Annotated in this window: 25 protein-coding genes and 2 pseudogenes; 23 read left to right on the top strand and 4 right to left on the bottom strand. The window is 64.2% G+C overall.

Annotation, left to right across the window (positions count from 1 at the left end; translation table 11 throughout):
• Positions 1–65: 65 nt before the first annotated feature.
• Positions 66–179 (top strand): annotated as a pseudogene (locus ACNUDN_RS16625) (hypothetical protein); the annotation flags it as partial.
• Positions 180–365: 186 nt separating this feature from the next.
• Here the strand turns inward: ACNUDN_RS16625 and ACNUDN_RS16620 are convergent.
• Entirely contained in the window at positions 366–575 is a 210-nt protein-coding gene (locus ACNUDN_RS16620; protein WP_234817072.1) for a hypothetical protein, read from the bottom strand.
• Between the two features lie 102 nt (positions 576–677).
• Between ACNUDN_RS16620 and ACNUDN_RS16615 the strand changes: the two genes are divergently transcribed.
• From ACNUDN_RS16615 to ACNUDN_RS16545, 15 genes are all read left to right on the top strand, one after another.
• Complete coding sequence (locus tag ACNUDN_RS16615; RefSeq protein WP_234817073.1) at positions 678–1,241, top strand: helix-turn-helix domain-containing protein; 564 nt, start codon at positions 678–680, stop codon at positions 1,239–1,241.
• 79 nt (positions 1,242–1,320) lie between these two features.
• Positions 1,321–1,803, top strand: a complete 483-nt coding sequence (locus ACNUDN_RS16610; RefSeq protein ID WP_234817074.1) for a transposase — start codon at positions 1,321–1,323, stop codon at positions 1,801–1,803.
• A 313-nt stretch (positions 1,804–2,116) separates the two neighbouring features.
• Positions 2,117–2,830 carry an MlaE family ABC transporter permease gene (locus tag ACNUDN_RS16605; protein WP_419125188.1) on the top strand — a complete coding sequence of 238 codons (714 nt, stop codon included), beginning with the start codon at positions 2,117–2,119 and terminating at the stop codon, positions 2,828–2,830.
• A 1-nt stretch (position 2,831) separates the two neighbouring features.
• Complete coding sequence (locus ACNUDN_RS16600) at positions 2,832–3,713, top strand: MlaE family ABC transporter permease (RefSeq protein ID WP_085149441.1); 882 nt, start codon at positions 2,832–2,834, stop codon at positions 3,711–3,713.
• 2 nt (positions 3,714–3,715) lie between these two features.
• Complete coding sequence (locus ACNUDN_RS16595; RefSeq protein WP_085149443.1) at positions 3,716–4,936, top strand: MCE family protein; 1,221 nt, start codon at positions 3,716–3,718, stop codon at positions 4,934–4,936.
• Entirely contained in the window at positions 4,933–5,964 is a 1,032-nt protein-coding gene (locus ACNUDN_RS16590) for a virulence factor Mce family protein (protein WP_085149445.1), read from the top strand. The genes ACNUDN_RS16595 and ACNUDN_RS16590 overlap by 4 nt, the downstream gene beginning before the upstream one ends.
• Positions 5,961–7,544, top strand: coding sequence for a virulence factor Mce family protein (locus ACNUDN_RS16585; protein ID WP_085149448.1), 1,584 nt, complete (start codon positions 5,961–5,963; stop codon positions 7,542–7,544). Before ACNUDN_RS16590 ends, ACNUDN_RS16585 begins: the two co-directional genes overlap by 4 nt.
• Before the next feature lie 12 nt (positions 7,545–7,556).
• Entirely contained in the window at positions 7,557–9,203 is a 1,647-nt protein-coding gene (locus tag ACNUDN_RS16580) for a virulence factor Mce family protein (protein WP_085149451.1), read from the top strand.
• Between the two features lie 29 nt (positions 9,204–9,232).
• Positions 9,233–10,381, top strand: coding sequence for a virulence factor Mce family protein (locus tag ACNUDN_RS16575; protein ID WP_085149946.1), 1,149 nt, complete (start codon positions 9,233–9,235; stop codon positions 10,379–10,381).
• Between the two features lie 3 nt (positions 10,382–10,384).
• A complete protein-coding gene (locus ACNUDN_RS16570) occupies positions 10,385–11,938 on the top strand; it encodes an MCE family protein (protein WP_085149454.1) in 1,554 nt (517 codons plus the stop codon).
• Positions 11,908–12,573, top strand: coding sequence for an Rv1363c family protein (locus ACNUDN_RS16565; protein WP_085149456.1), 666 nt, complete (start codon positions 11,908–11,910; stop codon positions 12,571–12,573). The genes ACNUDN_RS16570 and ACNUDN_RS16565 overlap by 31 nt, the downstream gene beginning before the upstream one ends.
• Positions 12,570–13,538 (top strand): RDD family protein, encoded by a 969-nt coding sequence (locus tag ACNUDN_RS16560; RefSeq protein ID WP_085149459.1) that lies wholly within the window; start codon positions 12,570–12,572, stop codon positions 13,536–13,538. The genes ACNUDN_RS16565 and ACNUDN_RS16560 overlap by 4 nt, the downstream gene beginning before the upstream one ends.
• Positions 13,535–14,086 (top strand): Rv1363c family protein, encoded by a 552-nt coding sequence (locus ACNUDN_RS16555; RefSeq protein WP_085149462.1) that lies wholly within the window; start codon positions 13,535–13,537, stop codon positions 14,084–14,086. The genes ACNUDN_RS16560 and ACNUDN_RS16555 overlap by 4 nt, the downstream gene beginning before the upstream one ends.
• Before the next feature lie 251 nt (positions 14,087–14,337).
• Positions 14,338–15,174 carry a mammalian cell entry protein gene (locus ACNUDN_RS16550; protein WP_419122940.1) on the top strand — a complete coding sequence of 279 codons (837 nt, stop codon included), beginning with the start codon at positions 14,338–14,340 and terminating at the stop codon, positions 15,172–15,174.
• A gap of 334 nt (positions 15,175–15,508) precedes the next feature.
• Positions 15,509–16,018, top strand: a complete 510-nt coding sequence (locus tag ACNUDN_RS16545) for a type II toxin-antitoxin system Phd/YefM family antitoxin (RefSeq protein WP_234817075.1) — start codon at positions 15,509–15,511, stop codon at positions 16,016–16,018.
• 228 nt (positions 16,019–16,246) lie between these two features.
• Here ACNUDN_RS16545 and ACNUDN_RS16540 read toward each other — a convergent pair whose 3' ends face one another.
• The gene (locus ACNUDN_RS16540; protein ID WP_498450162.1) at positions 16,247–16,852 is read right to left on the bottom strand and encodes a hypothetical protein; all 606 of its coding nucleotides are present in this window, start codon (positions 16,850–16,852) and stop codon (positions 16,247–16,249) included.
• Positions 16,853–16,862: 10 nt separating this feature from the next.
• On the opposite strand from ACNUDN_RS16540, the gene ACNUDN_RS16535 reads away from it, so the two are divergent.
• The 3 genes from ACNUDN_RS16535 to ACNUDN_RS16525 all read left to right on the top strand — a co-directional run bounded on the left by ACNUDN_RS16535 (position 16,863) and on the right by ACNUDN_RS16525 (position 19,875).
• The gene (locus ACNUDN_RS16535) at positions 16,863–17,462 is read left to right on the top strand and encodes a helix-turn-helix domain-containing protein (protein ID WP_099248877.1); all 600 of its coding nucleotides are present in this window, start codon (positions 16,863–16,865) and stop codon (positions 17,460–17,462) included.
• A gap of 113 nt (positions 17,463–17,575) precedes the next feature.
• Positions 17,576–19,063: a DDE-type integrase/transposase/recombinase gene (locus tag ACNUDN_RS16530; protein WP_041801157.1), complete on the top strand. Its 1,488-nt coding sequence runs from the start codon at positions 17,576–17,578 to the stop codon at positions 19,061–19,063.
• Positions 19,060–19,875, top strand: coding sequence for an ExeA family protein (locus tag ACNUDN_RS16525; RefSeq protein WP_011896180.1), 816 nt, complete (start codon positions 19,060–19,062; stop codon positions 19,873–19,875). The genes ACNUDN_RS16530 and ACNUDN_RS16525 overlap by 4 nt, the downstream gene beginning before the upstream one ends.
• Before the next feature lie 156 nt (positions 19,876–20,031).
• On the opposite strand, the pseudogene ACNUDN_RS16520 reads toward ACNUDN_RS16525, so the two are convergent.
• Positions 20,032–20,274, bottom strand: a pseudogene (locus ACNUDN_RS16520) (TetR family transcriptional regulator); the annotation flags it as partial.
• A 68-nt stretch (positions 20,275–20,342) separates the two neighbouring features.
• On the opposite strand from ACNUDN_RS16520, the gene ACNUDN_RS16515 reads away from it, so the two are divergent.
• Positions 20,343–21,212: a metal-dependent hydrolase gene (locus tag ACNUDN_RS16515; RefSeq protein WP_085149469.1), complete on the top strand. Its 870-nt coding sequence runs from the start codon at positions 20,343–20,345 to the stop codon at positions 21,210–21,212.
• 184 nt (positions 21,213–21,396) lie between these two features.
• On the opposite strand, the gene ACNUDN_RS16510 is transcribed toward ACNUDN_RS16515, so the two are convergent.
• Complete coding sequence (locus ACNUDN_RS16510; RefSeq protein ID WP_110775368.1) at positions 21,397–22,029, bottom strand: TetR/AcrR family transcriptional regulator; 633 nt, start codon at positions 22,027–22,029, stop codon at positions 21,397–21,399.
• 127 nt (positions 22,030–22,156) lie between these two features.
• Between ACNUDN_RS16510 and ACNUDN_RS16505 the strand changes: the two genes are divergently transcribed.
• From ACNUDN_RS16505 to ACNUDN_RS16495, 3 genes are read left to right on the top strand one after another with little or no spacing between them, the layout of a single operon-like run.
• On the top strand, positions 22,157–23,011 hold the full coding sequence (locus tag ACNUDN_RS16505) for an SDR family NAD(P)-dependent oxidoreductase (RefSeq protein WP_085149475.1): 855 nt from the start codon (positions 22,157–22,159) through the stop codon (positions 23,009–23,011).
• 13 nt (positions 23,012–23,024) lie between these two features.
• On the top strand, positions 23,025–23,948 hold the full coding sequence (locus tag ACNUDN_RS16500; RefSeq protein WP_085149478.1) for a reductase: 924 nt from the start codon (positions 23,025–23,027) through the stop codon (positions 23,946–23,948).
• The gene (locus ACNUDN_RS16495; RefSeq protein WP_085149481.1) at positions 23,945–25,435 is read left to right on the top strand and encodes a flavin-containing monooxygenase; all 1,491 of its coding nucleotides are present in this window, start codon (positions 23,945–23,947) and stop codon (positions 25,433–25,435) included. The genes ACNUDN_RS16500 and ACNUDN_RS16495 overlap by 4 nt, the downstream gene beginning before the upstream one ends.
• Positions 25,436–25,474 lie beyond the last annotated feature (39 nt).

Here is a 25,474-nt window from a genome sequence, read left to right as displayed (position 1 = left end):
AGTACCGCAAAGCGTCAAAGGCGGGTAAGGGCGAGATTCTGGATCGGGTGGTGACCCTCACGGGGATGGGCCGTTCGACGGCCCGGCGGATGCTGGGCGGCCCGCAGCTGCCCGACCCGGCCACTGGGGTCGATGGGCGCACGCTGCGGGCGCGGGGCTTCAGCGACGATGCCACTGCTCCTTGTCGTTTGGTTTCGCGGGCATATCTTCCTAAGTGGTCTGGCTCGTAAGTTCGTCGGGGGTCAGATCCAGGCGGTTGGGTCGCCGAGGTAGAGGCCGCATGCGGTGTCGAGGGCGTCTTCGGGTGCGCCGGCGAATTGGCCGGTCTGCAGGACTGAGTCTCGGTAGCCGTTCTTGCTGGCCAGCTACATTGCGAAGCCCCAGCGGGCGGCGGATCCGCCGTAGCGCAGCCGCATCAGCGGGATGTTTTCGCCGGCGGGTAGACGTCCGCTGACATAGGCGAACGCGCCGCGGAAGCGCACGTCGATGCCGTCGAGTTGGGGCCATCGTTGGCGGGCGCGGGCGCTGAGCCGTTGCTGCAGGGACGTTTTCGTCGATGCTGGAGGTGCGGCCATGGTCTTTGATCGTGCCTCACGGCGTGTCGTTGAGCAATGAGACATCCGTGATGGGTGAGGCTGAAGTGACCAGTGTGAACTTCGCCTCGTGGAGCAGACGCCGTGGCACCCGCCGACCGGATCATGTTGACCGGGGCGCAGCGCCGCGAACTGCGGCGTCTGGTCCGGTCCGGGCGCACCGAGCAACGCCTGGTTACGCGAGCGAAGATCGTGCTCGCCGCGGCCGAGGGCGAGCCGAACGCGCAGATCGCGGCGTCGCTGCGGGTGTGTGAGGACACCGTGCGCAAGTGGCGGAACCGCTGGTGCGCGGCGCCGGGTATCGCGTCGCTGTCGGATGCGAAACGTTCCGGACGGCCACCGGAATTCAGCCCGGTGCAGGTCGCCCAGGTCAAAGCGGCGGCGTGTACACCACCGGCGGACAGCGGGCTGCCGCTGGCGCGGTGGCCGTGCCCGGAGCTGGCCCGCTACGCCGTCGCGGAAGGGTTTTGCGAGTCGATCTCGCCCGCCACAGTGCGCCGCTGGTTGTGCGAAGACGCGCTCAAACCCTGGCAGTACCGGTCGATCTTCGTCACCGACCCCGACTTCGCGCTCAAAGCGGGCCGGGTGCTCGACCTCTACGACCGGAAATGGGAGGGAGAACCGCTGGGGCCGCGAACGACTTTGTAATCTCCGCCGACGAGAAGACCTCCCCATCCAGGCCCGTTGCCGCTGCCACCCCACGCTGCCGCCCGGCGTCGCCCGGGCGATGCGGGTCAACCACGACTACGACCGCGGCGGCGCGGTGGCCTACCTAGCCGCCTACGACGTGCACCGCGCGCAGGTGTTCGGCCGCTGCGAGGACACCACCGGCATCGAACCGTTTCACCGGCTCGTCGAACAGGTGATGGCCCAGGTACCCTACAAATCCGCCAACCGGGTGTTCTGGATCGTCGACAACGGCTCCTCCCACCGCGGGCAGGCCGCGATCATGGTGCACACCCCGGTGCACGCGTCCTGGTTGAACCAGATCGAGATCTACTTCTCCATAGTGCAGCGGAAAGCGCTGGCGCCCAACGACTTCACCAACATCGACGAGGTCATCGACCGGCTCAACGACTTCGAGACCCGCTACAACCAGACCGCGCGGCCGTTCAAGTGGAAGTTCACCACCACCGACCTGAACGCACTGCTGACCAGGCTCGACGCCCGCGACTCCGAGCACAATCCGATCCAGCCTCGGGCTGCCTGAACGCGACCCCCGACGAACTTACGAGCCAGACCACTAAGCTAGGGCATTACGGATCGCCAAAGATCATCGTTCGGTGGCCTTTAGACCGCGCGTCCTTTACAGTCGGTTTGCTGCCTTTCCGTTTTGGGAGTGCAGCCACAGCAGTACGGCGAAACAGGCAAGGAGTGTGCGTGGCGCAAGAGTTCCTGTTACATCGCGACATAGAGGGTACCGTCAGGGAAATACGCCGGTGAGCACGGCATCCAGCGGTCTCACTGCTTACGTAACGGATCAGGTGAGGCCGGTTCTGGAAGCCGTCGGCGGCTTCGTTCGGATGTGCGTTCTAACCGCGAGGGCTCTATCGCGTCCATTCCAATGGCGCGAGTTCATCCTCCAGAGTTGGTTCCTTATGCGTGTGGCGTTCCTGCCCACCATCGCGGTCGCGATCCCGCTGACCGTGCTCATCATCTTCACGCTCAACATCCTGCTCGCCGAGTTCGGTGCCGCGGACGTCTCCGGGGCCGGCGCGGCGCTCGGCGCCGTTACTCAGCTCGGCCCGTTGGTGACAGTGCTGGTGGTCGCGGGCGCGGGATCGACGGCCATCTGCGCCGACATCGGTGCCCGGACGATTCGCGAGGAGATCGACGCCCTCGAGGTGCTGGGGATCGACCCGATCCACCGGCTGGTGGCGCCGCGAGTCGTCGCCTCCACGTTCGTGGCCTTCCTACTCAATGGCGCGGTCATCACCATCGGCTTGGTCGGCGGGTTCATCTTTGGCGTGTACATCCAGAACATTTCCGCCGGCGCATACGTGTCGACGCTGACGCTGGTGACCGGGTTGCCCGAGGTGCTCATCTCGGTTGTCAAGGCACTCGCGTTCGGTTTGATAGCCGGGTTGATCGGCTGCTATCGAGGTCTCACGGTGTCCGGCGGCGCCAAGGGCGTCGGAACTGGCGTGAACGAGACGCTGGTGCTCTGCGTGATCGCACTGTTCGCCGTCAACGTTGTGATGACCACGATCGGCGTCCGCTTCGGAACGGGGCGCTGATATGGCGACAAAGCCGGGTACCGGCACGGTTCTCCGGCAACGCTTTCCGCGGGGCTATGCCCGCGGGGAGCGCCTCGTCGGCGCCCCCGCGCGCGGTTTGGACAGCGTGGGTCACGTCGCGTGGTTCGTGGTTACCGCGATCGGGTCGATCGGTCACGCGCTGCGTTTCTACCGCAAGGAGGTGCTGCGCCTGATCGCCGAGATCGGTATGGGCACCGGGGCGATGGCGGTCATCGGTGGCACCGTCGCGATCGTCGGCTTCGTCACGCTCTCGGGCGGTTCACTGATCGCGATCCAGGGCTTCTCCTCCCTGGGCAACATCGGTGTGGAGGCGTTCACGGGCTTCTTCGCCGCCCTGGTCAACGTGCGCATCGCGGCACCCGTGGTGGCCGGTGTGGCGCTGGCGGCGACGGTCGGCGCGGGTGCGACGGCCGAGCTGGGCGCCATGCGCATCAGCGAGGAGATTGACGCCCTCGAGGTGATGGGGATCAAGTCGATCTCGTATCTGGTGTCGACGCGCATCGTGGCCGGGTTCATCGTGATCATTCCGCTTTATGCGATGGCGATCATCATGAGCTTCCTGTCCGCGCAGGTCACCACGACGTTGTTCTACGGTCAGTCGATCGGCACCTACGATCACTACTTCCGGACGTTCCTGCGGCCCGACGACGTGGCCTGGTCGTTCGTGCAGGCGATCATTATCTCGCTGATCATCATGCTGAACCACTGCTACTACGGCTTCTTCGCCAGCGGCGGTCCGGTGGGCGTCGGTGAGGCCGTCGGCCGGTCGATGCGGGCATCGCTGATCGCGACCGTGCTGGTTGTCCTATTCGCTTCGTTGGCGCTGTACGGCACCGACCCGAACTTCAACCTGACGGTGTAGTCATGACGTCGCCTCAAGCACCGGTGAACAGCCCGAAGCGGCCGCCGTACAAGCTGGCCGGTCTCGTACTGCTGTTGGTACTGGCCGTCGTCGTCGCCCTAGTGTGGTTCCAGTTCCGCGGCGAATTCTTGCCGCGCGAGGAGCTGACTATGAAGACAGCGCGCGCCGGCCTCGTGATGGACCCAGGGTCTAAAGTTACCTACAACGGCGTCGAGATCGGCAAGGTCTCCCAGATCGAATCGGTCACCGTCGGCGACGAGCCGCAGGCGCTGATCAGGCTCGAAGTGAATCCGAAGTACATCGACCTGATTCCGCGAAACGTCGATGCCGAGATCAAGGCAACCACGGTGTTCGGCAACAAGTACGTGTCGTTCTCGTCGCCGGAGAACCCGACCGAACAGCGCATCACGAGCTCTGACGTGATCGACGTGACCAGCGTGACCACGGAGTTCAACACGCTATTCCAGACCGTGGTGTCGCTGGCGGAGAAGGTGGACCCGGTTAAGTTGAACCAGACCCTGACCGCGACCGCACAGGCCCTCGACGGGTTCGGTGACCGGTTCGGCGAATCGCTGGTCAACGGGAACACGATCCTTGCCGACCTCAACCCGCAGATGCCCCAGCTCCGCCGGGACGTACGGGCACTGGCCGACCTCGGCGAGGTGTACTCCAACGCCGCACCCGACCTGTTCGACGGTCTGGAGAACGCGGTGACCACCGCCCGCACGCTCAACGAACAACGCGGAAACCTCGATCAGGCGCTGATCGCGGCGGTCGGCTTTGGCAACACCGGCGGTGAGGTGTTCGAGCGCGGTGGCCCGTATCTGGTGCGCGGCGCCGAGGACCTCATTCCGACGAGCGAACTGCTTGACGAGTACAGCCCGGCGCTGTTCTGCACCGTCCGCAACTTCCACGACGTCGCCCCCGAGGTCGCGGCCGCAGTCGGCGGCAACGGTTACTCGCTCGACACGAACTCCACCATCAACGGCGCCGAGAACCCGTACGTCTACCCGGACAACTTGCCTCGGCTGAACGCCAAGGGTGGCCCGGAGGGGCGGCCCGGCTGCTGGCAGCCGATCACGCGTGACCTGTGGCCGGCGCCGTACCTGGTGATGGACACCGGTGCGTCGATCGCGCCGTACAACCATTTCGAACTCGGTCAACCGCTCGCCCTCGAGTACATCTGGGGTCGCCAGGTAGGGGAGAACACGATCAACCCATGAGAATCACCGGTACCGCCATCAAGCTGGGCGCCTTCTCGTTGGTGCTGCTGCTGTTCACCGCGGTCATCGTCGTGGTGTTCGGCCAGATGCGGTTCGACCGCACCACCGGCTATTCGGCGATCTTCAGCAACTCCAGTGGCCTGCGGCCCGGACAGTTCGTCCGCGCCTCCGGCGTCGAGGTCGGCAAGGTCAAGGACGTGAAGCTGATCGAGGGCGGCTCCAAGGCGCGCGTCGATTTCGATGTCGAGCGGTCCCTGGAGCTGTTCGAGGAGTCCACCGCTTCGGTGCGCTACCTCAACCTCATCGGCGACCGCTATCTGGAGCTCAAGCGCGGTGACAGTGATCGCCGGATGCCCTCGGGCGGCACCATCCCGGTCGAGCGCACCGAACCCGCGCTGGACCTCGACGCACTGATCGGCGGCTTCCGGCCGCTGTTCCGGGCGCTCGATCCGGAGAAGGTCAACAACATCGCACAGTCGATCATCACGGTGTTCCAGGGGCAGGGCGGCACCATCAACGACATCCTGGACCAGACCGCGTCGCTGACGTCAACGCTGGCCGATCGCGACCAGGCGATCGGCGAGGTGATCCGCAACCTCAACACCGTGCTCGACACCACCGTCAGGCACCAGGAGCAGTTCGACGAGACGCTGGTGAACTTCGAGAGGCTGATCACCGGGTTGAAGAACCGCGCCGACCCGATCGCCTCCTCGGTCGCCGACATCAGCGACGCCGCGGGCACGGTGGCCGATCTGCTCACCGACAATCGGCCGGTTCTGCAAGACACCGTCGGCTACCTCGACGCCGTACAGCAGCCGCTGGTTGACCAGAAGGACCAGCTCAATGACATCCTCGTCCGGTTGCCGGACGCGTTGAAGATCATCGGCCGCGCCGGCGGCGTGTACGGCGATTTTTTCAACTTCTACCTGTGCGACATCTCGCTGAAGCTGAACGGTCTGCAGCCAGGTGGTCCGGTACGCACGGTGAGGGTCACCTCGCAGCCCTCGGGTAGGTGCACGCCGAAATGAGAGTCCTTGAGGGATCAAACCGGGTCCGCGTCGGGCTGATGGGCATCATCCTGCTCGTCATCGTGATCGGGGTGGGTCAGAGCTTCGCCAGCGTGCCGATGCTGTTCGCCAAGCCGAAGTATTACGCACAGTTCGGCGATACCGGCGGCATCACTCCCGGGGACAAGGTGCGCATCGCCGGCGTCGACATCGGCGAGGTGCTCAAGACCGAGATCGAGGGCGATAGGGTCGTCGTCGGCTTCACGCTGGGCGGTACGCAGATCGGCACTGACAGCCGCGCGGCGATCCGCACGGACACGATCCTCGGCCGCAGGAACATCGAGATCGAGCCGCGCGGGTCGGAGGAGCTGCAGGCCAACGGTGTGCTGCCGCTGGGCCAGACGACCACGCCGTACCAGATCTACGACGCCTTCTTCGATGTCACGAAGTCGGCGTCCGGCTGGGACACCACATCGGTGCGCGAATCGCTCAACGTGCTGTCGGAGACGATCGACCAGACGTATCCGCACCTGAGCTCCGCCCTCGACGGGGTGGCCCGATTCTCCGACACCATCGGCAAGCGCGACGAGCAGATCAAACAGCTGCTTGGCAACGCCAACAACATCGCCGGCGTCCTCGGTGAGCGCAGCGGTCAGGTGAATGCGCTGCTGGTCAATGCGCAGACGCTGCTGTCGGCGATCAACGAGCGCAGCTACGCCGTTGGTCAGCTGCTGGAGCGGGTGTCAGTGTTCTCCGAACAGCTCAAGGGCTTCATCGACGACAACCCGAACCTAAACCGGGTACTCGAGCAGCTGCGCACGATCAGCAACATCCTGGTAGAGCGCAAGTTCGACCTGGTCGACGTGCTGAGCACGCTTAGCAAGTTCCTCACCGCGCTGAGCGAGTCCGTCGCCTCGGGCCCCTATTTCAAAGTGCTCCTGTCCAACTTGCTGCCGTACCAGATCCTGCAGCCGTTCGTCGATGCCGCGTTCAAGAAGCGCGGGATCAACCCGGAGGAGTTCTGGCGCAACGCCGGCCTGCCCGCCTTCCGGTTCCCGGACCCCAACGGCACCGGCTTCCCGAATGGCGCCCCGCCGCCGTCGCCGACGCCGCTGGAAGGCACGCCGGAAAATCCCGGTCCGGCCGTCGTCCCTGGCTCTCCGTGCTCGTACACCCCGCCCGCCGACGGACTGCCCCGGCCGGGGAACCCGCTGCCCTGTGCGGGCCTGTCGGTCGGCCCCTACGGCGACAACCCGTACGGCCCGAACTACGAGGGGCAGAGTCCCAAAGTCGCGACGTCGGCGCCGAACCCCAACGGGCCGCAGCCCGCACCGGGCGTGCCCGCTGCTGCGATCCCGGGCCAACTCTCGCCAAACGTGCCGGGCGCGATGCCGCCGTTGCCGCCCGCCCCGCCCGGTGCGCGGACGGTTCCGCTGGAGCCGCAGCCCTCGGCGCCCGACTTCACTCCCGGCATCGCGCCTCTGCCGCCGGCCCTCAACGGTCCGCCGCCGCCGCCCGGACCGGGTCCGCAGCTGCCACCTGCCGATTCGGCTCCGCTGACGGGCAATCCACCGTTCCTCCCGCCGGGTTCACAAGGTTAAGGGGAGAGCTAGATGTCGACGATCTTCAACGTGCGAAACCTCAAGCTGCCGGGCGTGTCCCGGGCGGCCCTGGTGGTCGGCACGAGCGTGCTGATCGGTGCGATAGTGGCCGCGTTCGTGGGCTGGACGGCCTATCAGCGGCTGACCACCAACACCGTCACCGCCTACTTCACCCAGACCCTGGCGCTGTACCCCGGGGACAAGGTGCAGATCATGGGCGTGCAGGTCGGCAAGATCGAGAAGATCGAACCCGACGGCGACAAGATGAAGGTGACCTTCAACTACGACAAGAAGTTCAAGGTCCCGGCCAACGCCACCGCCTCCATCCTGAACCCGAGCCTGGTCGCGTCGCGCACCATCCAGCTGGCCCCGCCCTACACCGGCGGCCCGCTCATGGAGAACGACGCGGTCATCCCGATCGACCGCACCCAGGTGCCGGTCGAGTACGACGACCTGCGTGACTCGCTCAACCGGATCCTCACCGACCTCGGACCGACGCCGCAACAGCCCAAGGGTCCGTTCGGTGACGTGATCGAGTCGTTCGGCGACGGGCTAGCCGGCAAGGGCAAGCAGATCAACACGACGCTGAACAGCCTGTCGGAGGCGCTGACCACCCTCAACGAGGGCCGTGGAGACTTTTTCAGCGTCGTCAAGAGCCTCGCGCTGTTCGTCAACGCGCTCTACCGCAGCGATCAGCAGTTCGTCGCCCTCAATGACGACCTGGCGCAGTTCACCAACTCGTTCACCAACACCGACCGCGAGCTGGCGACCGCGCTGCAGGACCTCAACGAGCTGCTCACCACCACACGCGGGTTCCTCGACGAGAACAGTGAGGTCTTGACCGCCGACGTCAACAACCTGGCCGACGTGACAAACGCGATCCTGCAGCCCGAACCGCTCGACGGTCTGGAAACGGCCCTGCACGTGCTTCCACACTTCGGTGCCAACGTGGTGAACATCTACGAACCGACACGCGGCAATCTTTCAGCCGCACCGGCGATTGCATCGTTCGCCAATCCGATGCAGTTCATCTGCAGCGCGATTCAGGCAGGCAGCCGGCTCGGCTACCAGGACTCGGCGGAGCTATGCGCACAGTATCTAGCACCGATTATGGATGCGATCAAGTTCAACTTCCTGCCGTTCGGCGTGAATCCGATCAACACAGCGAGCACGTTGCCGAAGCACATTGCGTACTCCGAACCGCGGCTGCAGCCGCCGCCGGGCTATAAGGACACCACCGTGCCTGGCATCTTCGCCCGGGACACGTTGTTCTCCCACGGCAACCATGAGCCGGGCTGGGTCACCGCGCCGGGGATGCAGGGCGTTGACGTGCAGCCGTTCACCGCCAACATGCTCACCCCGGAGTCGCTGGCTGCCCTGCTGGGTGGGCCGGATGCACCGATCCCGTCCGCGCCGCCAGCGTTCGGGACTACGCGTGGCGGGAACCTGCCGGGGCCGCCGAACGCCTTCGACGAACGCAATCCGTTGCCGCCGCCGTGGTATCCGCAGCCCGGTCCGCCGCCGGTGCCCGCGCCGGGTGTTGTTCCTGGTGATCCGGGAACGCCACTGACGGCTCCGACACCCGGGCCCGGCGCGGCGCCTGCCCCACCGGCACCGGCCGCACCGCCTCTGCCCGCCGAAGCCGGAGCACCGCGATGAGCCGGATGCGCAAAGAACAGCAGGTAGGGATGAGTCGCAGATTCTCCAAGATCGCACGCCGCGCGTCCGCGCTGGCCGTAAGCGCGGTCGTGCTCACGTCCTGCGGCAGCTGGAAGGGCATCGCGAACGTCCCGCTGCCCGGCGGTCCGGGCACCGGTGGCGACGCGATGACCATCTACGTGCAGATCCCGGACACGTTGGCGCTCAACGTCAACAGCCGGGTCCGGGTAGCCGATGTGTTTGTCGGCACCGTGCGGGCGATCGAGCTGAAGAACTGGGTCGCGACGCTCACGCTGGGGATCCAGCCCGGCATCGATCTGCCGTCGAACGCCCTGGCCCGCATCGGGCAGACGAGCCTGCTGGGCTCCCAGCACGTCGAACTGGAGGCTCCACCGGACCCGTCACCGCAGCAGCTGCGCGACGGCGATACGATCCCACTGAAGAACGCCTCGGCGTTCCCGACCACCGAGCGAGTGCTGGCGAGCATCGCCACCATCCTCACCGGCGGCGGCATCCCGAACCTCGAGGTGATTCAGACTGAGGTCAACAACCTGCTGACGGGACGGGCCGAGCAAATCCGCGACTTCCTCGGTCGGCTCGACGTCTTCACCGACGAGCTCAACCAGCAGCGCCAGGACCTGACGCGCGCCATCGATTCGACTAATCGGCTGCTCAACATCGTGGTGGATCGCAACGACACGCTCGACCGGGTGCTTACCGAATTTCCGCCCCTGATCGAGCATTTCGCCGAGACTCGGGATTTATTCGCCGACGCGGTGGTGGCCCTGGGGCGCATCAGCACCTCGGCGGACGAAACGCTTTCGGCCGCCGATGCGGACCTGCAGGCCAACCTGAACAACCTCCAGCGGCCGCTCAAGCAGCTCGCGAAGGCGTCGCCATACCTGACCGGTGCACTAAAACTTATGTTGACAGTCCCGTTCAATATCGACACCGTCCCCAATCTGATCAGAGGCGACTACATCAACGTGTCGGCAACAATCGATTTGACGTTGAGTATGGTTGACAACGCAATTCTTACCGGTACCGGACTGTCTGGTTCGCTGCGGGCGCTGGAGCAGGCTTGGGGCCGCGATCCCGCGACGATGATCCCAGATGTGCGGTTCACCCCGAACCCACACGATGCACCGAACGGGCCGCTGGTCGAAAGGGGTGAGTGAACGGTGCTGACTCGCTTCATCAAAATCCAGCTGATCATCTTCACGATCCTGACGCTGATCGCGCTCGTCGCGCTTGGCTGGTACTTCCTGCGGCTGCCCAGTCTGGTGGGCATCGGGCAGTACACCCTCAACGCCGAGCTGCCCCGCTCGGCCGGGTTGTACACGACGGCCAACGTCACCTACCGCGGCACCACAATCGGCAAGGTGACCGCCGTCGAACCGACAGAGACCGGCGCCACGGCCACGATCAGCATTGACAGCCGCTACAAGATTCCCGTCGATGCCAGCGCCAACGTTCACTCGGTCTCCGCGATCGGTGAGCAGTATCTCGACCTGGTGTCGACGGGCAATCCAAAGCAATACTTCCGTGACGGCCAGACCATCACAAAGAGCACGGTGCCCACCGAGGTCGGCCCGGCGCTCGACGCCGCAAACAACGGTCTCGCGGTCCTGCCCAAAGAGAAGATCGACACGCTGCTGACCGAGACCTCCGAGGCGGTCGGCGGCCTCGGGCCGGCGTTACAGCGACTTGTCGATTCGACCACCAACATCGCGCAGGACTTCAAGGACAACATCGACCCTGTCAACGACATCATTGCGAACTCCGCGCCGATCCTGGAGAGCCAGGTGACCTCGGGCGACAACGTCGCGCAGTGGTCGCGCAATCTGAATATCCTCGCCGCGCAGTCGGCCGAGCAGGACGGCGCGCTGCGCAGCGGTCTGCAGCAGGCCGCGCCCACCGCCGACCAACTCAACACGGTGTTCAGCGACGTGCGCGACACGCTGCCCCAGACGCTGGCCAACGTGACGGTGGTCGCCGACATGCTCAAGCGCTACCACAAAGGCCTCGAACAGACCCTTGTCATCCTCCCTCAGGGGGCCTCGGTCGCTCAAGCCGTAGTGGCACCGTTCGACAACGCCAGAATCGATTTCAATCTGACGCTCAACCAGCCGCCGCCGTGCCTCACCGGCTTCCTACCCGCGTCGGAATGGCGGGCGTTTGCCGACACCAGCGCGGCGCCGGTGCCGTCGAACCTTTACTGCAAGATCCCTCAGGACTTCCAAGGCAACGTGGTTCGCGGTGCGCGCAACCTCACTTGCGTCGACGCGCCGGGTAAGCGTGCGGCCAGTCCGCGCGAGTGCCGTAGCGATGAGCCGTACGTTCCGCTAGGCACCAACCCGTGGTACGGCGACCCGAACCAGATCCTGTCCTGCCCTGCGCCCGGCGCCCGGTGTGACCAGGGCGTCGATCCCGGCCGGGTCATTCCGGCGCCGTCGGTCAACAATGGTATGAACCCGTTGCCGGCCGACCAGCTGCCACAGCCGCCCTCGCCGATCAGCGATCCGCTGAGCCCGCCCGGGCAGGGCCGCGTCCAGTGCAGTGGACAACAACCCAACCCATGCATCTACACTCCGGCATCGGGGCCACCCGGCACTGCGGTGTACAGCCCAGGCAGCGGCGAGGTGGTCGGACCTGACGGCGTCAAGTACAACGTCAGCAACTCGAGCAACCCAGGAGACGACGAATGGAAGGAGATGCTGGCACCAGCCAGCTGAACCCCACCGATGCTGAGGACACGCCGGACAAACCGGTAGCAGTATCCCCGGACGACACAACCGAATTCCACGACGAGACCACGCCGGGGCCGGACTCTGTCGAGGAGTCCGCCACGACGGCCGTCGGAGCCCGCCCATCACGGCTCGGCCGAGGCTGCTGGCTCACGATTTGCACCGTCCTTTTGCTGCTGACCGCGGGCGCCACGGTGGGCAGCTACCTGGCATTGCGAGCCCATTCCGAGAGCGCCGCGACCGAGGTCGAGGAGGCCAGGGCGCTGCAAGCGGCCAAGGAGTGCGTCACCGCCACCCAGGCGCCGGACACGTCGGCGATGACGACGGGGCAGGCGAAGATCATCGAGTGTTCGACCGGTGACTTCGGTGCCCAGGCGGCGCTCTACAGCGGCATGCTAGTCGACGCCTATCGCTCTGCCAACGTCCAGGTGAAGGTCTCCGAGATGCGGGCCGCCGTCGAGCGCCACAACGACGACGGCTCGATCGACGTCCTGGTCGCGGTGCGGGTGAAGGTCACCAACTCCGAGGCCGTCGACCAGGAGCAGGGCTACCGGTTGCGGGTTAAGATGGCGCCAGCCGACGGTACCTACAAGGTCGCCAAACTCGACCAGGTCACCTCGTGACCGCGATGCTTGACTTGACTCCGGACACCCCCGTCCTCGACAACCCCGCCGAACCCGTCGCGGCGTGGCACACCCGCGCGGTCGCGTTCGCGGTCGACGTGCTCCCCGGGGTGGCGGTGCTTGCCACGACCGCGCCGTGGCTGCTGGCCGGACCCGAACTCGGGTGGGTGTGGTGGACGTTCGTCGTGGTCACCGGACTGGTGGTCGTCGTGCTGGCGGGCAACCGCTGGTTGTTGCCGTCTATGCACGACTGGACTTTGGGGCGGGCACTCGTCGGCATCCGGATCGTGCGCCGCGACGGGCGACCACCCGGATTCGGGCGACTGCTCCTGCGTGACCTCGCGCACCTGCTGGACACCGCCGCCCTGTTCGTCGGGTGGCTTTGGCCTCTGTGGGACCGCCGGCGGCGCACCTTCGCTGATCTGGTGCTGCGCACCGAGGTGCGTCTCGCCACGCGGCCCGACCGGGACATGCGCCGATTCACCGCGAAGGTGTTGGTGGCGGCGGTTGTGGTGAGCGCGCTGTCGGTCGGGCTGAGCTATCTATTGATCTACCGCCACGAGCAGGTGGTCGACGAGGCGCGCGCTCAGGTCACCGAAGAGGGCCCGCGGACTGTCGAGCAGATGCTCAGCTACGGCGTCGACACGCTCAACGACGACTTCACCAGAGCGCAGTCGCTGGCGACCGACAACTACCGGCCCCAGCTAGTGGCCCAACAGGAGGCCGTCCGCAAGTCCGGCGCGTCCACCAACGAGTACTGGGCGGTCAGCAGCGCCGTTCTGTATGTGTCGAAGGACAAGGCGGCAATGCTGCTCGCGATGCAGGGCCAGCGCGGCACCAAGGTCGAGGAACTCAAGTTCATCACCGCGACCGTCCGCGTGGACTTTGACAAGGTCGGCGACAACTGGAGGGTCAACAACCTGACGGTGCTAAAGGCGCCCCTGATGAAGGCGGCCGGCCCGTGAGCCCGCGCCGCAGGACCTACGCCGACGAACGCGACTACTTCACCTTCGAGCCCACACCGCCGCGTCGGTGGGGACTAGCGATCGTCTCGTCCGTGTCCGGTCTCCTGCTCCCTGCCACCATCACGGCCAGCGCTCTGATGCTGGTGTCCCACGAAACCGACCGCCGCGCCGAACTCCGCGCCGCCGCCGCGTTGAACTATGTGCACGGATTCATGACCGCCTACACCACGTTGGATCCGTTCAACGCGAACGCGTACGCCGACCGGGTGCTGGCGCAGGGGACCGGCGACTTCGCGAAGATGTTCCGCGAGAAGATGAACGAGATCGTCATTCAGGTCGCGCGGGCGGAACCCACTCAGGGCACCGTGGTCGAGGCAGGCGTGCAGCGCTGGAACGACAACGGCAGCGCCGACGTCCTAGTCGCGACGAAGACGACCGCCAAGACCCCTGATGGCAAGTCGACGATCGAGAGCGGAAACCGTTGGGTGGCAACGGCGATTCAGGAAGGACAGCAGTGGAAGATCAGCCAGCTGATTCAGGTGATCTGACCACGGAGACCTCTGTCGGCTCGACCGCGCAGCAGGCAGCAGGCCGTCGCGGCCGGCTTGCGTTGACGCGGAAGCGCGTTGAAGATCCGGTCACCGAGCCGGGGGCCAAGGCCGAAGAAGTGCCTGCTAAAGGGGCGACCGGCGAGGTCACAGCCGAACTGGTGGGTCAGGAGAGCGAGGAGCCGGACGCAATCGGTGCACTGGCGTCTCGGCGTCACTGGCGGCGGCCATGGCGCCGGTTGAAGCCCGGTGTGTCTGAAGCGGGCGCTACCGATGACAGCGTCGCGGAGGATCCGGTGGAGGCTCCGCCAGAGCGCCGCGTCCCGACCGGGAAGACGCGCCGAACAACGAAGGATCTGGACGTTGCCGCCGCCCGGCCGCGGGCGGAGGACGAACGACTCACCGGGCTGGCCAAGGCGCCCGGGGTTCCGGAACTTCAACCTGACGGCTCGGCGCAACTGGACGACCGAGCGCATCAGGACGACCGAGCGCATCAGGACGACTCGGCGCAACGTAACGGTGAAGCCGAACCGGATGTCGAACCCGAGCCGGTCGTGCTCGTCTCGGACCGGTACGCGGGCAAGTACCTGCTGATCACTGCGTCGGTCGCATCGACGTTGTTCGTCGCCGCCGGTGCGTTCGCCGGGGCCACGCTGCAGCCATATTTGTCGGACCGTGCCGCGGTGGTCACCAAGCTGGACGTTGCGCGGACTGCCGCGGACGCGATCACAACGCTGTGGACATACACCCCGGACGACATAGCGTCGCTGCCGGACCGCTCGTCGCAGTACCTCGCCGGTGAGTTCGCCAGGGAATACCGCCGCTTCATCGACGCGATCGTTGAACCGAACAGGCAGGCGCAGGTCACCAACACCACGCAGGTGATGGGCACCGCCGTCGAATCAATAGGTCCGTCTGAGGCGACGGCACTGGTGTACACAAACTCGGTGTCTACGAGTCCGGTTAGCAAGAACATTCCTTCGCTTCGTTATCTGTCGTATCGCCTTACGATGGAGCGTCACAACGCCGACTGGTTGATCACGGGCATGAACGCCACGACCAAGCTGGACCTCACACCGCAGCAATGAGAACGCTCGCCAAGTGAACAGGGCTGTAGACCAAGTTCAGATCCGCCGGTTTTCCGAAACTCGCCGCGCGGGTGGTGGGTAAACCGGGATGATCTTATCTGTTCATGGCGCCGCTGCGGATGGGTGGGGCGGCATGCGATCCACCCTCTCACCTTCGCGCCGCGACCGCAGGCCGAAAGTTGTCATAGCACATGTAGCTACGTCGAATACTCGACTGACACACGTTTCAGGACCGAGTGACCTGTGTGAAACAGCCCGTCTTTCAGCGGGAACTTGACACTATTCAACGCTTGAGGGCTTTGACTGGCCGCTCAAATTTGTGCACTATATCGCTATGGGCGAACCCATAGGTCTTGGTCAACTCCGCAGCGACACGTGCGGTTTCATTGAGCGGGTAACGTCCGGGGAGGCGCTTGAGGTAGTTCGTCGTGGTCAGTTGGTGGCTCGGATCGAGCCAGTTTCAGCGGTTCCAGATGGACAGCCCGACGACAGACCGGTCGGGGTAGATTGGGCTTCTGTGCGACCAGTTTCGCTCGATGATCTGCGTACTCGCGCAGGTCGCTGCTTCGATCGCGTTGCGGCAGGTCAGTTGGTCACGATCGTATGGCGCGGCCGGTCGGTGGCCAGGATCGTGTCAGTGACGGCCTCTGCTGAGGCCAGTTGTGGTCCGACGAAATGCGAGTCACGCGACGCTGGCGGCCGGATCGGTCTCACCGAACTGCGAACCCACGGAGGGTATTACTTTAAACGGGTTGCGGCAGGTGAAACGGTTGAGGTTTCCCGTCGCGGCAGGTTGGTAGCTCGAATCATTACCGCAACGGACGACCCCTTCGAGCCGTCGTAGTTGCACGTCCCACCCTGGAGAGCCTATCGTAAGCACCCCTGGCCGGGTGGAGACCTCGGTTAGCGAGGTCGTATCGAGTTCTTCGTCCGGCGCGCGTGGAGTCTAGGGTACGCGACCTCGGGTGAACACCCGCAGTGATTGTCGTGTCGCGCCATGCCCTTCAGTCAACCGAGTAATGTATGACGCCGGGCCGGCCAGGGTCTATCGGGTCTCCTGAGCTTTGGCCAGTCACGGACGGCCCTGATCAGGCGCCTGTCCGAGAGTATATAGGCCGAGACTGCCGAGAAAACCCGCACCGTGCTCGATAAGCATTTCAGTCGAGTGGTTCAGTTGTCCGTCTATCCAGCGACGGAGTATCTCGAACAGGCCCCCGACACCGTAGGTAGCGGCGAGATCTGCGACTTGGAGCACATCGCTGGGTATTTCGAGGTGCAAACGGGCCTCTCTGAGGACCAGCTCCGCAAAATCGGTCATCAGTTCGCTTCGCAGTTGCCGAAGGAGGGGTTCTGCGCCCGATTCGACAAACAGTATGCGGGCCATGCTGGGATCGTTCTCGATCACCTGAACCAGGGCCTTGATCGGAGCATAGGCGAGTTCTTGAGGAGCAACCGTGTCGTCCGGAATGGCGCTGGTTATCACCGCCTGGTGTTGGCCGTCTTTCGGGATGACGACCATGGGGTAGTGGATCGTCGTTGAGGTTGCCGATCTGGAGGCCCGGATTGTTGCGGAGTTGCTGGTGTTGGTGTGCACCGTCAGGGTGAGGACGTACTGATGGGTCGCGCGGCACCCCGCTGAAGTCTTGGCGGGCTCGCAGGGTGCCGCGCTGTAGTGCACGGAGGCACTCATGGTGACGGTAGAGGCTGATCTCGTTCACGTCGAGTCCCGGCTGGCGTCCGGGCAGATGGACTGCCCGTCCTGCCCCGACGGCGTATTGGCCTGCTGGGGTTTCGCCCGTGTCCGCCGTGTCCACGGCGTCACCGGCCCGGTGCGTCCGCGGCGGGCTCGATGCCGGTCATGCCGAGTCACACACGTGTTGCTGCCAGTGATGGCACTGTTGCGCAGGGGGTATGGCGCACAGACTATTTGGAACGCGCTGGTCTTGCGGTCCCGTGGTTGGGGGCATCGCCGAATCGCAGAGAACCTGGGGGTGCCGGCGAGCACGGTGCGGGGATGGCTGCGCCGGGTGACCGGGCGTGTCGAGTCGATGCGGGCGTGGTTCCTCCAGGTCGCGGTGGGCACCGGGATCGACGTGGCAATCCCAGATGGGTCTGGCTGCGGCTGGAGTGACCTGGTGGCCGCGATCGCCACCGCCGCCGCGGCGATCGGTGCGCGGTTCGGCCCGGCTGGGGTGCTGGGCGTGATGACGCCACCGCTGGTGATGGTGGCGGTCAGCGGCGGCAGGTTGTTGGCGCCGTGCTGGCCGCCGGCTGCCCGGCGCATCTGAGCAACACCAGTTGCCCCTGACGTGGGGCTCACGTGATCGGTGATCCTCGCCAAGGCACCTGCCCGACAATCGGTTTCGGGCCGGGCCGTCAACAGTGTGAGGAGAACGTGGCGGTGTCGTTGGAGGACCACAAACGTCGGGAACGGGCCCAGGCGATCGGGCTGTTTCGGTATCAGCTGATCTGCCCCGCCCTCGAGCAAGGGCTGTCGACCAAGCAGCGCGGGAAACTGGTCCGCGAGATCGCTGATCGCCGGCATATCGATCCGTTCGGCGCCCAGGTGCAGGTGGCGCGGGCGACGCTGGACCGTTGGATCCGCCGCTACCGGACGGGCGGGTTCGAAGCGCTGGTGCCTGAGCCGCGGCGGCTGGGCACCCGCACCGACACCCAGGTGTTGGAGCTGGCGGTCTCACTGAAGCGGGAGAACCCGGCCCGCACCGTGGCTCAGGTGGCCCGGATCCTGCGGACCGCGACGGGGTGGGCGCCCTCGGAGTCGACGCTGCTGCGCCACTTCCACCGGTGTGAGTTGATGGGCCCGACCGCCGGTCAGCCAGGCGAGGTGTTCGGCCGATTCGAAGCCGCTGATCCCAACGAACTGTGGGTCGGCGATGCCCTGCACGGCCCGCGGGTCGGAGACCGCAAAACCTACTTGTTCGCCTTCCTCGACGACCACTCTCGGCTGGTGGTCGGGCACCGCTTCGGGTTCGCTGAAGACACTGTGCGCCTGGCCGCCGCCCTGAAGCCGGCGTTGGCGGCCCGCGGCGTTCCCGCCTCGATCTATGTCGACAACGGTTCAGCCTTTGTGGATGCGTGGCTGTTGCGGGCATGCGCGAAACTCGGGATCCGATTGGTGCATTCAGCACCCGGGCGCCCGCAGGGCCGCGGCAAGATCGAGCGGTTCTTCCGCACCGTGCGCGACCAGTTCCTCGTTGAAGTCACCGACACCAGCGCCGAGGACCTTACCGCCGCGGGGGTGGACCACCGTGGGGCTCTGTTGGAGCTCAACCGACTGTTCATGGCCTGGACCGAAACCGAGTATCACCGCCGCACCCACTCCGAAACTGGACAGTCCCCGCTGGATCGGTGGGAGGACGGCTGGGACCGCCTCGGCGGGTCGCCGGCATTGCCGACCGCGGCGGATCTGACCGAGGCGTTCTTGTGGTCGGAGTTTCGGGTGGTCACCAAGACCGCCACGGTCTCGCTGCATTCCAACACCTACCGAGTTGATCCCGCCTTGGCCGGGCGCAGGGTGGAGCTGGTGTTCAGTCCCTTCGATCTGGAGTCCATCGAGGTCCGCTACCGCGACCAGAGTTTCGGTGCCGCGGTCGCTCACACCATCACCCGCCACGCCCACCCGAAAGCCCGACCTGAAACCCGTGACGATCCGACACCGGCGACGGGGATTGACTACCTTGCGCTGACCGCCGCGGCCCATCATGAGCAGCTGCGCCATGACGAACGTATCGGCTACCACGCCCTCTACGGAGCGGACGGTCAGACCACGATCGGCACAGCTGAACAAGACGGTCAGATTCCCGGCCAGCTCTCCATCACCGACCTCGGCTCCGACAGCGCTGCCCATGAAGATGGGATGTCGGCATGAGTATTGAACGGCTGCAGTCACATTGGGGGTTCAGTCGGATGCCGTTCGGGCGCAACCTGGCTCCGTCGATGCTGCACCGCCACCCCGGCCACAGTGAAGCCATCGCCCGGATCAGCTGGTGTGTCAATCAGTGCGCCATCGGGGTCATCACCGGCGAAGTCGGCGCCGGCAAGACGGTGGCCATCCGCGCCGCCGCCACCGCCCTGGACCCGGCTCGCCACGTCATCATCTACCTGGCCAACCCCACCATCGGCGTTCGCGGCATGCTCACCCACATCGTGGCCGCCCTTGGGCACACCCCGGTCTTTCACACCGCCCGCCTCGCTCCTCAGGCCGCCGAGGCCCTGGCCGCTGAACACGCCGAACGGGGCCGCAACCCAGTGCTGGTGGTCGATGAAGCACACCTGCTCGACAACCATCAACTCGAAGCGATCCGACTTCTCACTAACCACGACATGGACTCCGGATCCCCGTTCGCGGTCGTGCTGGTCGGCCAACCGACCCTGCGGCATCGGCTGCGCCTGGGTGTCTTGGCCGCCCTGGATCAGCGCATCGCGGTGCGCTACGCCCTGCCTGGGATGAGCCCGGCCGACACCGCTGACTACATCAGCCACCACACCAAGATCGCCGGCCGCTCCGACACCCTGTTCGCCGACGACGCCGTCACACTGATTCACAACGCCTCGCGCGGGCACCCCCGCGCGGTCAACAACCTCGCCTTGCACGCGTTGACGGCCGCGTTCGCTGCCGGTCATTCCATCGTCGGGGAGAAAGCTGCCCGCATCGCGATCAGCGAAACAGCTTCAGACTGAACGAAACTCCCACCACCACGACCACAACTGCATCACCGCGGCGACGATTCCGTCACCGAGACCACCACGGCCCCGCTCACCACACCGAGCGGGGCCGTTCTCATCACAGCATCATCACCACCATCGGTGACGCCGACATGGTCACCGTCGACGACGCACAACAGCCTGGAAGGTGGCGGAGATCTTGGCGAATACCGCGCGCAAGAGCGCGTCTCGGTCGCGAAACTGCTGGTAGAAGTACCGGCTCGTCACGCCTGACTTCGCACACACGGAGGTCACGGTGCACGCCGCAGCTCCGTGGGTGCCCACAATTGAGATTGCGGCATCAATCAACATCACACGGCGCTGCGCATCGCGTTGAGCTGCGGACAGCCCGCCATAAACACGTGCTGGACTCATGTCCTACAGTCTGGCAGTCTTATCTGACAAGGCATAAAGTCAGATGCAACTTCGAGGAAGGACCTCACATGTCGGAAGATCAAGCCCGGACCAGGACCCGCGTGCTGCCAAAGCCCAGGCGTGTTCGTTTTCCGATGCCGACCTCCACGAAGCGGCAGCACTTCGTGGATGGCGACCTGGTGATGAGCCATTTCATCTCGGTGCTTTCTGCGACGTTCCCGGAAGGCGAGGATTTCTTCATTCGCTCGGTCAGGAACTTCCAGAGCTCCATCGACGATCCCCAATTAGATACAGCGGTTAAGGGTTTCATCGGACAAGAGGCCACACATCGACACCAGCATCGTCTCCTCAACGAGCGACTCCAGGTCATGGGGTATCCGACCGCGCGAATCGACCGTCATATCGCACGCCTGATCAAGCGATTGGAACGGCGCTTTTCGCCGGAAATGCGGCTGTCCATGACTTCGGCGTTGGAGCACTACACCGCTACGCTGGCAGAAATCATTCTTACCAGCGAAGACGCCCAGAAGCTCATCGGACAGTCAGAGGTTCGGCCGATTCTGCTGTGGCATGCCTTCGAGGAGTCGGAGCACAAAGCGGTTGCCTTCGACGTCTATCGGCTCGTGGGAGGAACCGAGCGCGCCCGTGTACGGGGCATGCGGATCGCTTCAGTAATTCTGTTCGGCGAACTCATTCTGCAGACTGCCCTGTCCATGGCCGCTGATAGAGCCTCGTATAACCCGGTCACGTTGGTGCGCAGTCTGTACCGCTTCAGCCGCACCCCGATGTTCACCGCCGATGCGCTGCGGCGATTCCGTTCCTACAACCGCCCGGGTTTCCATCCTGATGATTGGGACAGCGCCGCGGTCCTGGAGCGTTGGAGCAAAGAACTGTTCGACCAAGACGGTTCACAGAACGTTATCGCTCAGCCGGGATAGCGAAGGTACGGAAGTTCGGCGACGCAGGAGCGCCGTTCCTGCGTCGCTCCTTCCGAACAGGGTGTGACGCGCCGGTCAACTCACGGATTCGGTGCTCGGTAGCCGGGCGAGACGGCGGTCGGACCCGCAAAATGCGGTTCGCAGCGATCGCCACGGGGCTGGCTGCCCCTGTTGTGAGCCTCGATCAGTCGCTGACGACATAGCGTTGAGCCAAGGTTTCAGCAAGTCTGCTGGTGTGCGCGACCACTTCCTTCTCGGTCACCTCAAGCAGACCCGAGTGCCAGGCGGTGATGACTTCGACGAACCCCCCGACTGCGATGAGAGTGTCCATGCGAAGGGCCATCTCGTCGGCATCTTGTCGGAGGTGTGGTCGGCTTGCCTCAACGACTAACTGCGTTGCTTCCTGTAGTGCCACGGCGCGGCGGTCTTGCAGCGGTGAGCTACCGACGTGCTGAGCGAGGAGGATGTGTGCTCGGCCGGGATCGCGTGCGATCCCATCGACCACGATGGTGATCGCTGCGGTAATGGTTTCGATCGGCGGCCGATTCGCACGCTCGGTGAAGAGCGCAGCGACCTCGCCGAGCATGTCGTTGCGGACGCCATCCCACGCGGCAACGAGCAGCTCATCGCGCGTCTTGAAGTCCTCGTAGAAGTATCGATCGTTGAGCCCTGTGCGGGCGCACACTCCGCGCATAGTGACTGCGGCCCAACCGCTCTCACTCCAAATCTCGGTTGCGGCCTCGATCAATTGCTGCCGTCGCTCGGCACGACGCTCGGCCCCAGTCCGACCACCCCAGCGCTTATTTCTCGACCGCACCTCTCCATCTTGACAAAGCGCTCGGTCCACGACAAACTGGTGGCATGCGACACCAATGGTGGCTGGCGCCCCCAATTGAGAGTTTCCCCATAGCAGACGTCAATGTCGCGACCCGAAAAGCAGACAGATGAGATTGCTGCCGTTCGGCGGCGCACCGGGCAGAACGCACCGAGCCGATGCAGTCGTTACGGGCGCAGGAAGCGGTATCGGCCGCGCATTCGCCGTGGAGCTTGCGCGCCGAGGCGGACGCGTGGTGTGCGCCGACAGAGATCCCGTCACTGCAAAAGAGTCGGCAGAGTTGGTGAGGCAGGCTGGCGGCGAGGGTTTCGACATCGCATGCGATGTCACCGATCTCGAGCAGATCCGCAACCTGGCTGATGTGAGCGAAGACTGGTTCGGGAAGGCTGCGAGCCTCGTCATCAACAACGCCGGAATCGGCGCGGGCGGCAACCGTATCGGTGCGACGTCGATCGAGGACTGGAAGGCGGCGATTGCTGTCAACCTCTGGGGCGTTATCTACGGCTGCGAGACTTTCGTGCCTCGGCTCCGCAGCAATGGGCATGGCGGAGTCATCAATGTGGCGTCCGCAGCGAGCTTTGGCTCGGCCCCTCGGATGGCGGCTTACAACGTGAGCAAGGCCGGAGTGCTCGCTCTGTCGGAGACATTGGCGGCCGAACTGAGCGGTACTGACGTCAAGGTCACAGTGCTTTGCCCCACCTTCGTGAAGACGAACATCGCCAACAATCCTCAAATCGACGAGGCGGCTGCAAGGCTCGCGACCAACCTGATGAAATGGACCGGCATTTCGCCACAGCACGTTGCTCGCACGACGTTGAACGCGCACGATCGCGGACAAATTTATGTAGTACCCCAACTCGATGCCAAACTCTTGTGGCAACTCAAGAGAGCCCTACCCGGTCCCTTTACACGCACGCTGGGCCTCGTGGAGCGCATGGCCTCGTGGAACGATTCAGCCGAGTAGAGGAGCAAGGGAAATGGCTTTCGCATACAGCGACATGCTCGAGACGATCAAAAATAAGCAATGGGCTCTCGCCGATATCGATTGGAACGCCCCTGGCGCGGAACTGATCACCGATGAACAGCGTCCCACACTCAAGCAATTCATGTCCGACGTGGTGTGGATTGAGCATGTTGGAGCACGTGCCTTCGCCGCAATGGCTCCAAAGGCGCCATTCGAAGCGCTCGGAGACATTTACCGGTACTTTCACGCCGAGGAGCAGCGTCACGCCAATGCCGAACTTGCCCTGATGCGCCGCTGGGGCATGCTCGAGGAAGGCGAGAAACCGGTCCCGAACAAGAATATCCGGCTGGTCATCGAATGGCTGGACCGTTATGCTGAAGCCCTTCCCCTGACCGTCATCGGGGCCGCGATCCCGGCACTGGAGACTGCGCTCGATGGAGCGCTGCTGAAGTTTCTCCTCGATGAGGTTGACGACCCCGTGTGCGGGGAGGTGTTCAATAAGGTCAACAGCGACGAATCAAGGCATCTCGCGGTTGGCTTCCAGGTTTTGAACGACCTGGGCGCCAGCCCGATGCGAATCCACGCCATTCAAACTGCGGGCGCTCTGGTCGACCCGCGTATTCTCACCGGCGCGTTGCTGTATATCCCGCTGTTGACGCGCATGTTGATGAATCTCAACGCTATGGGTCTGTCCGAGGAGAAGTTATACAACGCAGTGACGCGGTACGCCAATGTCGGCGATCGCAGTGAGCACACGCGTAGGGTGCCCGGCTATCACATCTTGAAGGCGCACATGTCGTCTTCCATCAAGCGGTCCCAGCCTCTGCACTTCGTGTCTCAGCGCCTTGGCAGTGCGATCGATGTTTTCCCTGTTCAGATCTTCGGCCGGCCGCCATCGTGGACGGACGAACTGACCTACGAACCGGTTGCCAAATGACAGGCACCACGACGACGTTGATTGTCGGCGCCGGGTTCGCAGGTATCGGTACGGCGATCAGACTGCTTCAGGAGGGCACGGATGACTTCGTCATTCTGGAACGGTCAGACCGCGTCGGAGGCACCTGGCGAGACAACACCTATCCCGGAGCGGCCTGCGATATTCCCTCGCTTCTCTACTCCTACTCGTTCGAGCCGAATCCGGGCTGGACTCAAACCTACTCGGGAAGCGCTGAGATCCTCGGGTACATCGACGATATGGTCGCCAAGTACGACCTTGCCCGGTTCATCCGGTTCGATACCGACGTGACTTGCTTGGAATTCGACGAGGATGCCGGCATCTGGGTGGCCGACACAGCAGAGGGAAAGCGGTATCAAGCCCGGTCAGTTGTAATGGCCGGTGGACCACTTGCCAACGCCAGCTTTCCCGATGTTCGAGGAATTGATTCGTACGAGGGAAAGAAAATTCACAGTGCTCGATGGGATCACGGCTATGACCTCAGCGATAAGAGGGTTGCGGTCATCGGAACCGGCGCGAGCGCGGTGCAGATCATTCCTGAGCTCGTGAAGTCGGCTGCGTCGGTCAAAGTTTTCCAAAGAACGCCCGGCTGGGTGCTACCGCGGGTGAACTTCAAGCATCCGGCCTGGGCGCGTTCGACCTTCAAACGACTGCCGATGAGCGAACAAGCGCTCCGCGACGCCTGGTTCTGGACCCACGAAGTGATGGCCGTGGGTATGGTCTGGAATACCGCCGCGACATCGGCGATACAGCTGGCGGCGAAGGCTCATCTGCGTCGGCAGGTGAAAGACCCCTGGTTGAGACGTCAGTTGACGCCCCATTTCAGACCCGGCTGCAAACGTATGCTCATGACCAGCGATTATTACCCGGCGTTACAGGCGGATAACTGCAAGCTGATCAGCTGGCCGATCGCCACATTGTCACCCAACGGGATCCGAACCGCCGACGGTGTCGAGCACGAGGTGGACTGCATCGTGTTTGCCACCGGCTTCGATGTGTGCAAACGCGGCACCCCGTTCCCGATCAGCGGCCTCGGCGGTCGGAAGCTCGGCGATGAATGGTCTCAGGGGACATTCGCGTTCAAGAGCGTGAGCGTGGCCGGCTATCCGAACTTGTTCTTCACTTTCGGACCGAATTCCGGGCCAGGCCACAACTCGGCGCTCGTATATATGGAGGCCGCAATCGACTACATCGTCAAGGCGATCAAGCTCCTTCAGCAAAATGACATCAGCACTTTGGATGTGAGAGAGGATCGCCAGGACCGCTATCACTCCAGTATTCAGCGACGCCTTCGACGAACGACCTGGAATTCGGGGTGCAGCAGTTGGTATTTGACCGAAGACGGCTACAACGGCACGATGTACCCAGGTTTCGCGACCCAGTTTACGAGAGAACTTTCCCGCTTGAATCCTCATGATTACGTGATAACTCGGCGCGACGATACACACCAGCTGACGCAATCACTCTGAATTCTAATTTGCACGGCTGACCGTCAGAACGGTGACATA

It is taken from the genome of Mycobacterium sp. smrl_JER01 (assembly GCF_048513595.2).
Classification (GTDB): Bacteria; Actinomycetota; Actinomycetes; order Mycobacteriales; family Mycobacteriaceae; genus Mycobacterium.
The sequence above is the reverse complement of the archived record's forward strand: the minus strand, read 5'-3'. Positions and strand labels throughout refer to the sequence as shown.

Excerpts from the sequence above, each read along its gene's own strand:
- ACNUDN_RS16535 (WP_099248877.1), top strand. The coding sequence starts at position 16,863 with ATGGTGACGGTAGAGGCTGATCTCGTTCACGTCGAGTCCCGGCTGGCG.
- ACNUDN_RS16495 (WP_085149481.1), top strand. The coding sequence starts at position 23,945 with ATGACAGGCACCACGACGACGTTGATTGTCGGCGCCGGGTTCGCAGGT.
- ACNUDN_RS16505 (WP_085149475.1), top strand. The coding sequence starts at position 22,157 with ATGAGATTGCTGCCGTTCGGCGGCGCACCGGGCAGAACGCACCGAGCC.
- ACNUDN_RS16585 (WP_085149448.1), top strand. The coding sequence starts at position 5,961 with ATGAGAGTCCTTGAGGGATCAAACCGGGTCCGCGTCGGGCTGATGGGC.
- ACNUDN_RS16500 (WP_085149478.1), top strand. The coding sequence starts at position 23,025 with ATGGCTTTCGCATACAGCGACATGCTCGAGACGATCAAAAATAAGCAA.
- ACNUDN_RS16575 (WP_085149946.1), top strand. The coding sequence starts at position 9,233 with ATGAGTCGCAGATTCTCCAAGATCGCACGCCGCGCGTCCGCGCTGGCC.
- ACNUDN_RS16605 (WP_419125188.1), top strand. The coding sequence starts at position 2,117 with ATGTGCGTTCTAACCGCGAGGGCTCTATCGCGTCCATTCCAATGGCGC.
- ACNUDN_RS16600 (WP_085149441.1), top strand. The coding sequence starts at position 2,832 with ATGGCGACAAAGCCGGGTACCGGCACGGTTCTCCGGCAACGCTTTCCG.
- ACNUDN_RS16595 (WP_085149443.1), top strand. The coding sequence starts at position 3,716 with ATGACGTCGCCTCAAGCACCGGTGAACAGCCCGAAGCGGCCGCCGTAC.
- ACNUDN_RS16545 (WP_234817075.1), top strand. The coding sequence starts at position 15,509 with ATGGGCGAACCCATAGGTCTTGGTCAACTCCGCAGCGACACGTGCGGT.
- ACNUDN_RS16620 (WP_234817072.1), bottom strand. The coding sequence starts at position 575 with ATGGCCGCACCTCCAGCATCGACGAAAACGTCCCTGCAGCAACGGCTC.
- ACNUDN_RS16610 (WP_234817074.1), top strand. The coding sequence starts at position 1,321 with ATGCGGGTCAACCACGACTACGACCGCGGCGGCGCGGTGGCCTACCTA.
- ACNUDN_RS16515 (WP_085149469.1), top strand. The coding sequence starts at position 20,343 with ATGTCGGAAGATCAAGCCCGGACCAGGACCCGCGTGCTGCCAAAGCCC.
- ACNUDN_RS16580 (WP_085149451.1), top strand. The coding sequence starts at position 7,557 with ATGTCGACGATCTTCAACGTGCGAAACCTCAAGCTGCCGGGCGTGTCC.
- ACNUDN_RS16590 (WP_085149445.1), top strand. The coding sequence starts at position 4,933 with ATGAGAATCACCGGTACCGCCATCAAGCTGGGCGCCTTCTCGTTGGTG.
- ACNUDN_RS16565 (WP_085149456.1), top strand. The coding sequence starts at position 11,908 with ATGGAAGGAGATGCTGGCACCAGCCAGCTGAACCCCACCGATGCTGAG.
- ACNUDN_RS16525 (WP_011896180.1), top strand. The coding sequence starts at position 19,060 with ATGAGTATTGAACGGCTGCAGTCACATTGGGGGTTCAGTCGGATGCCG.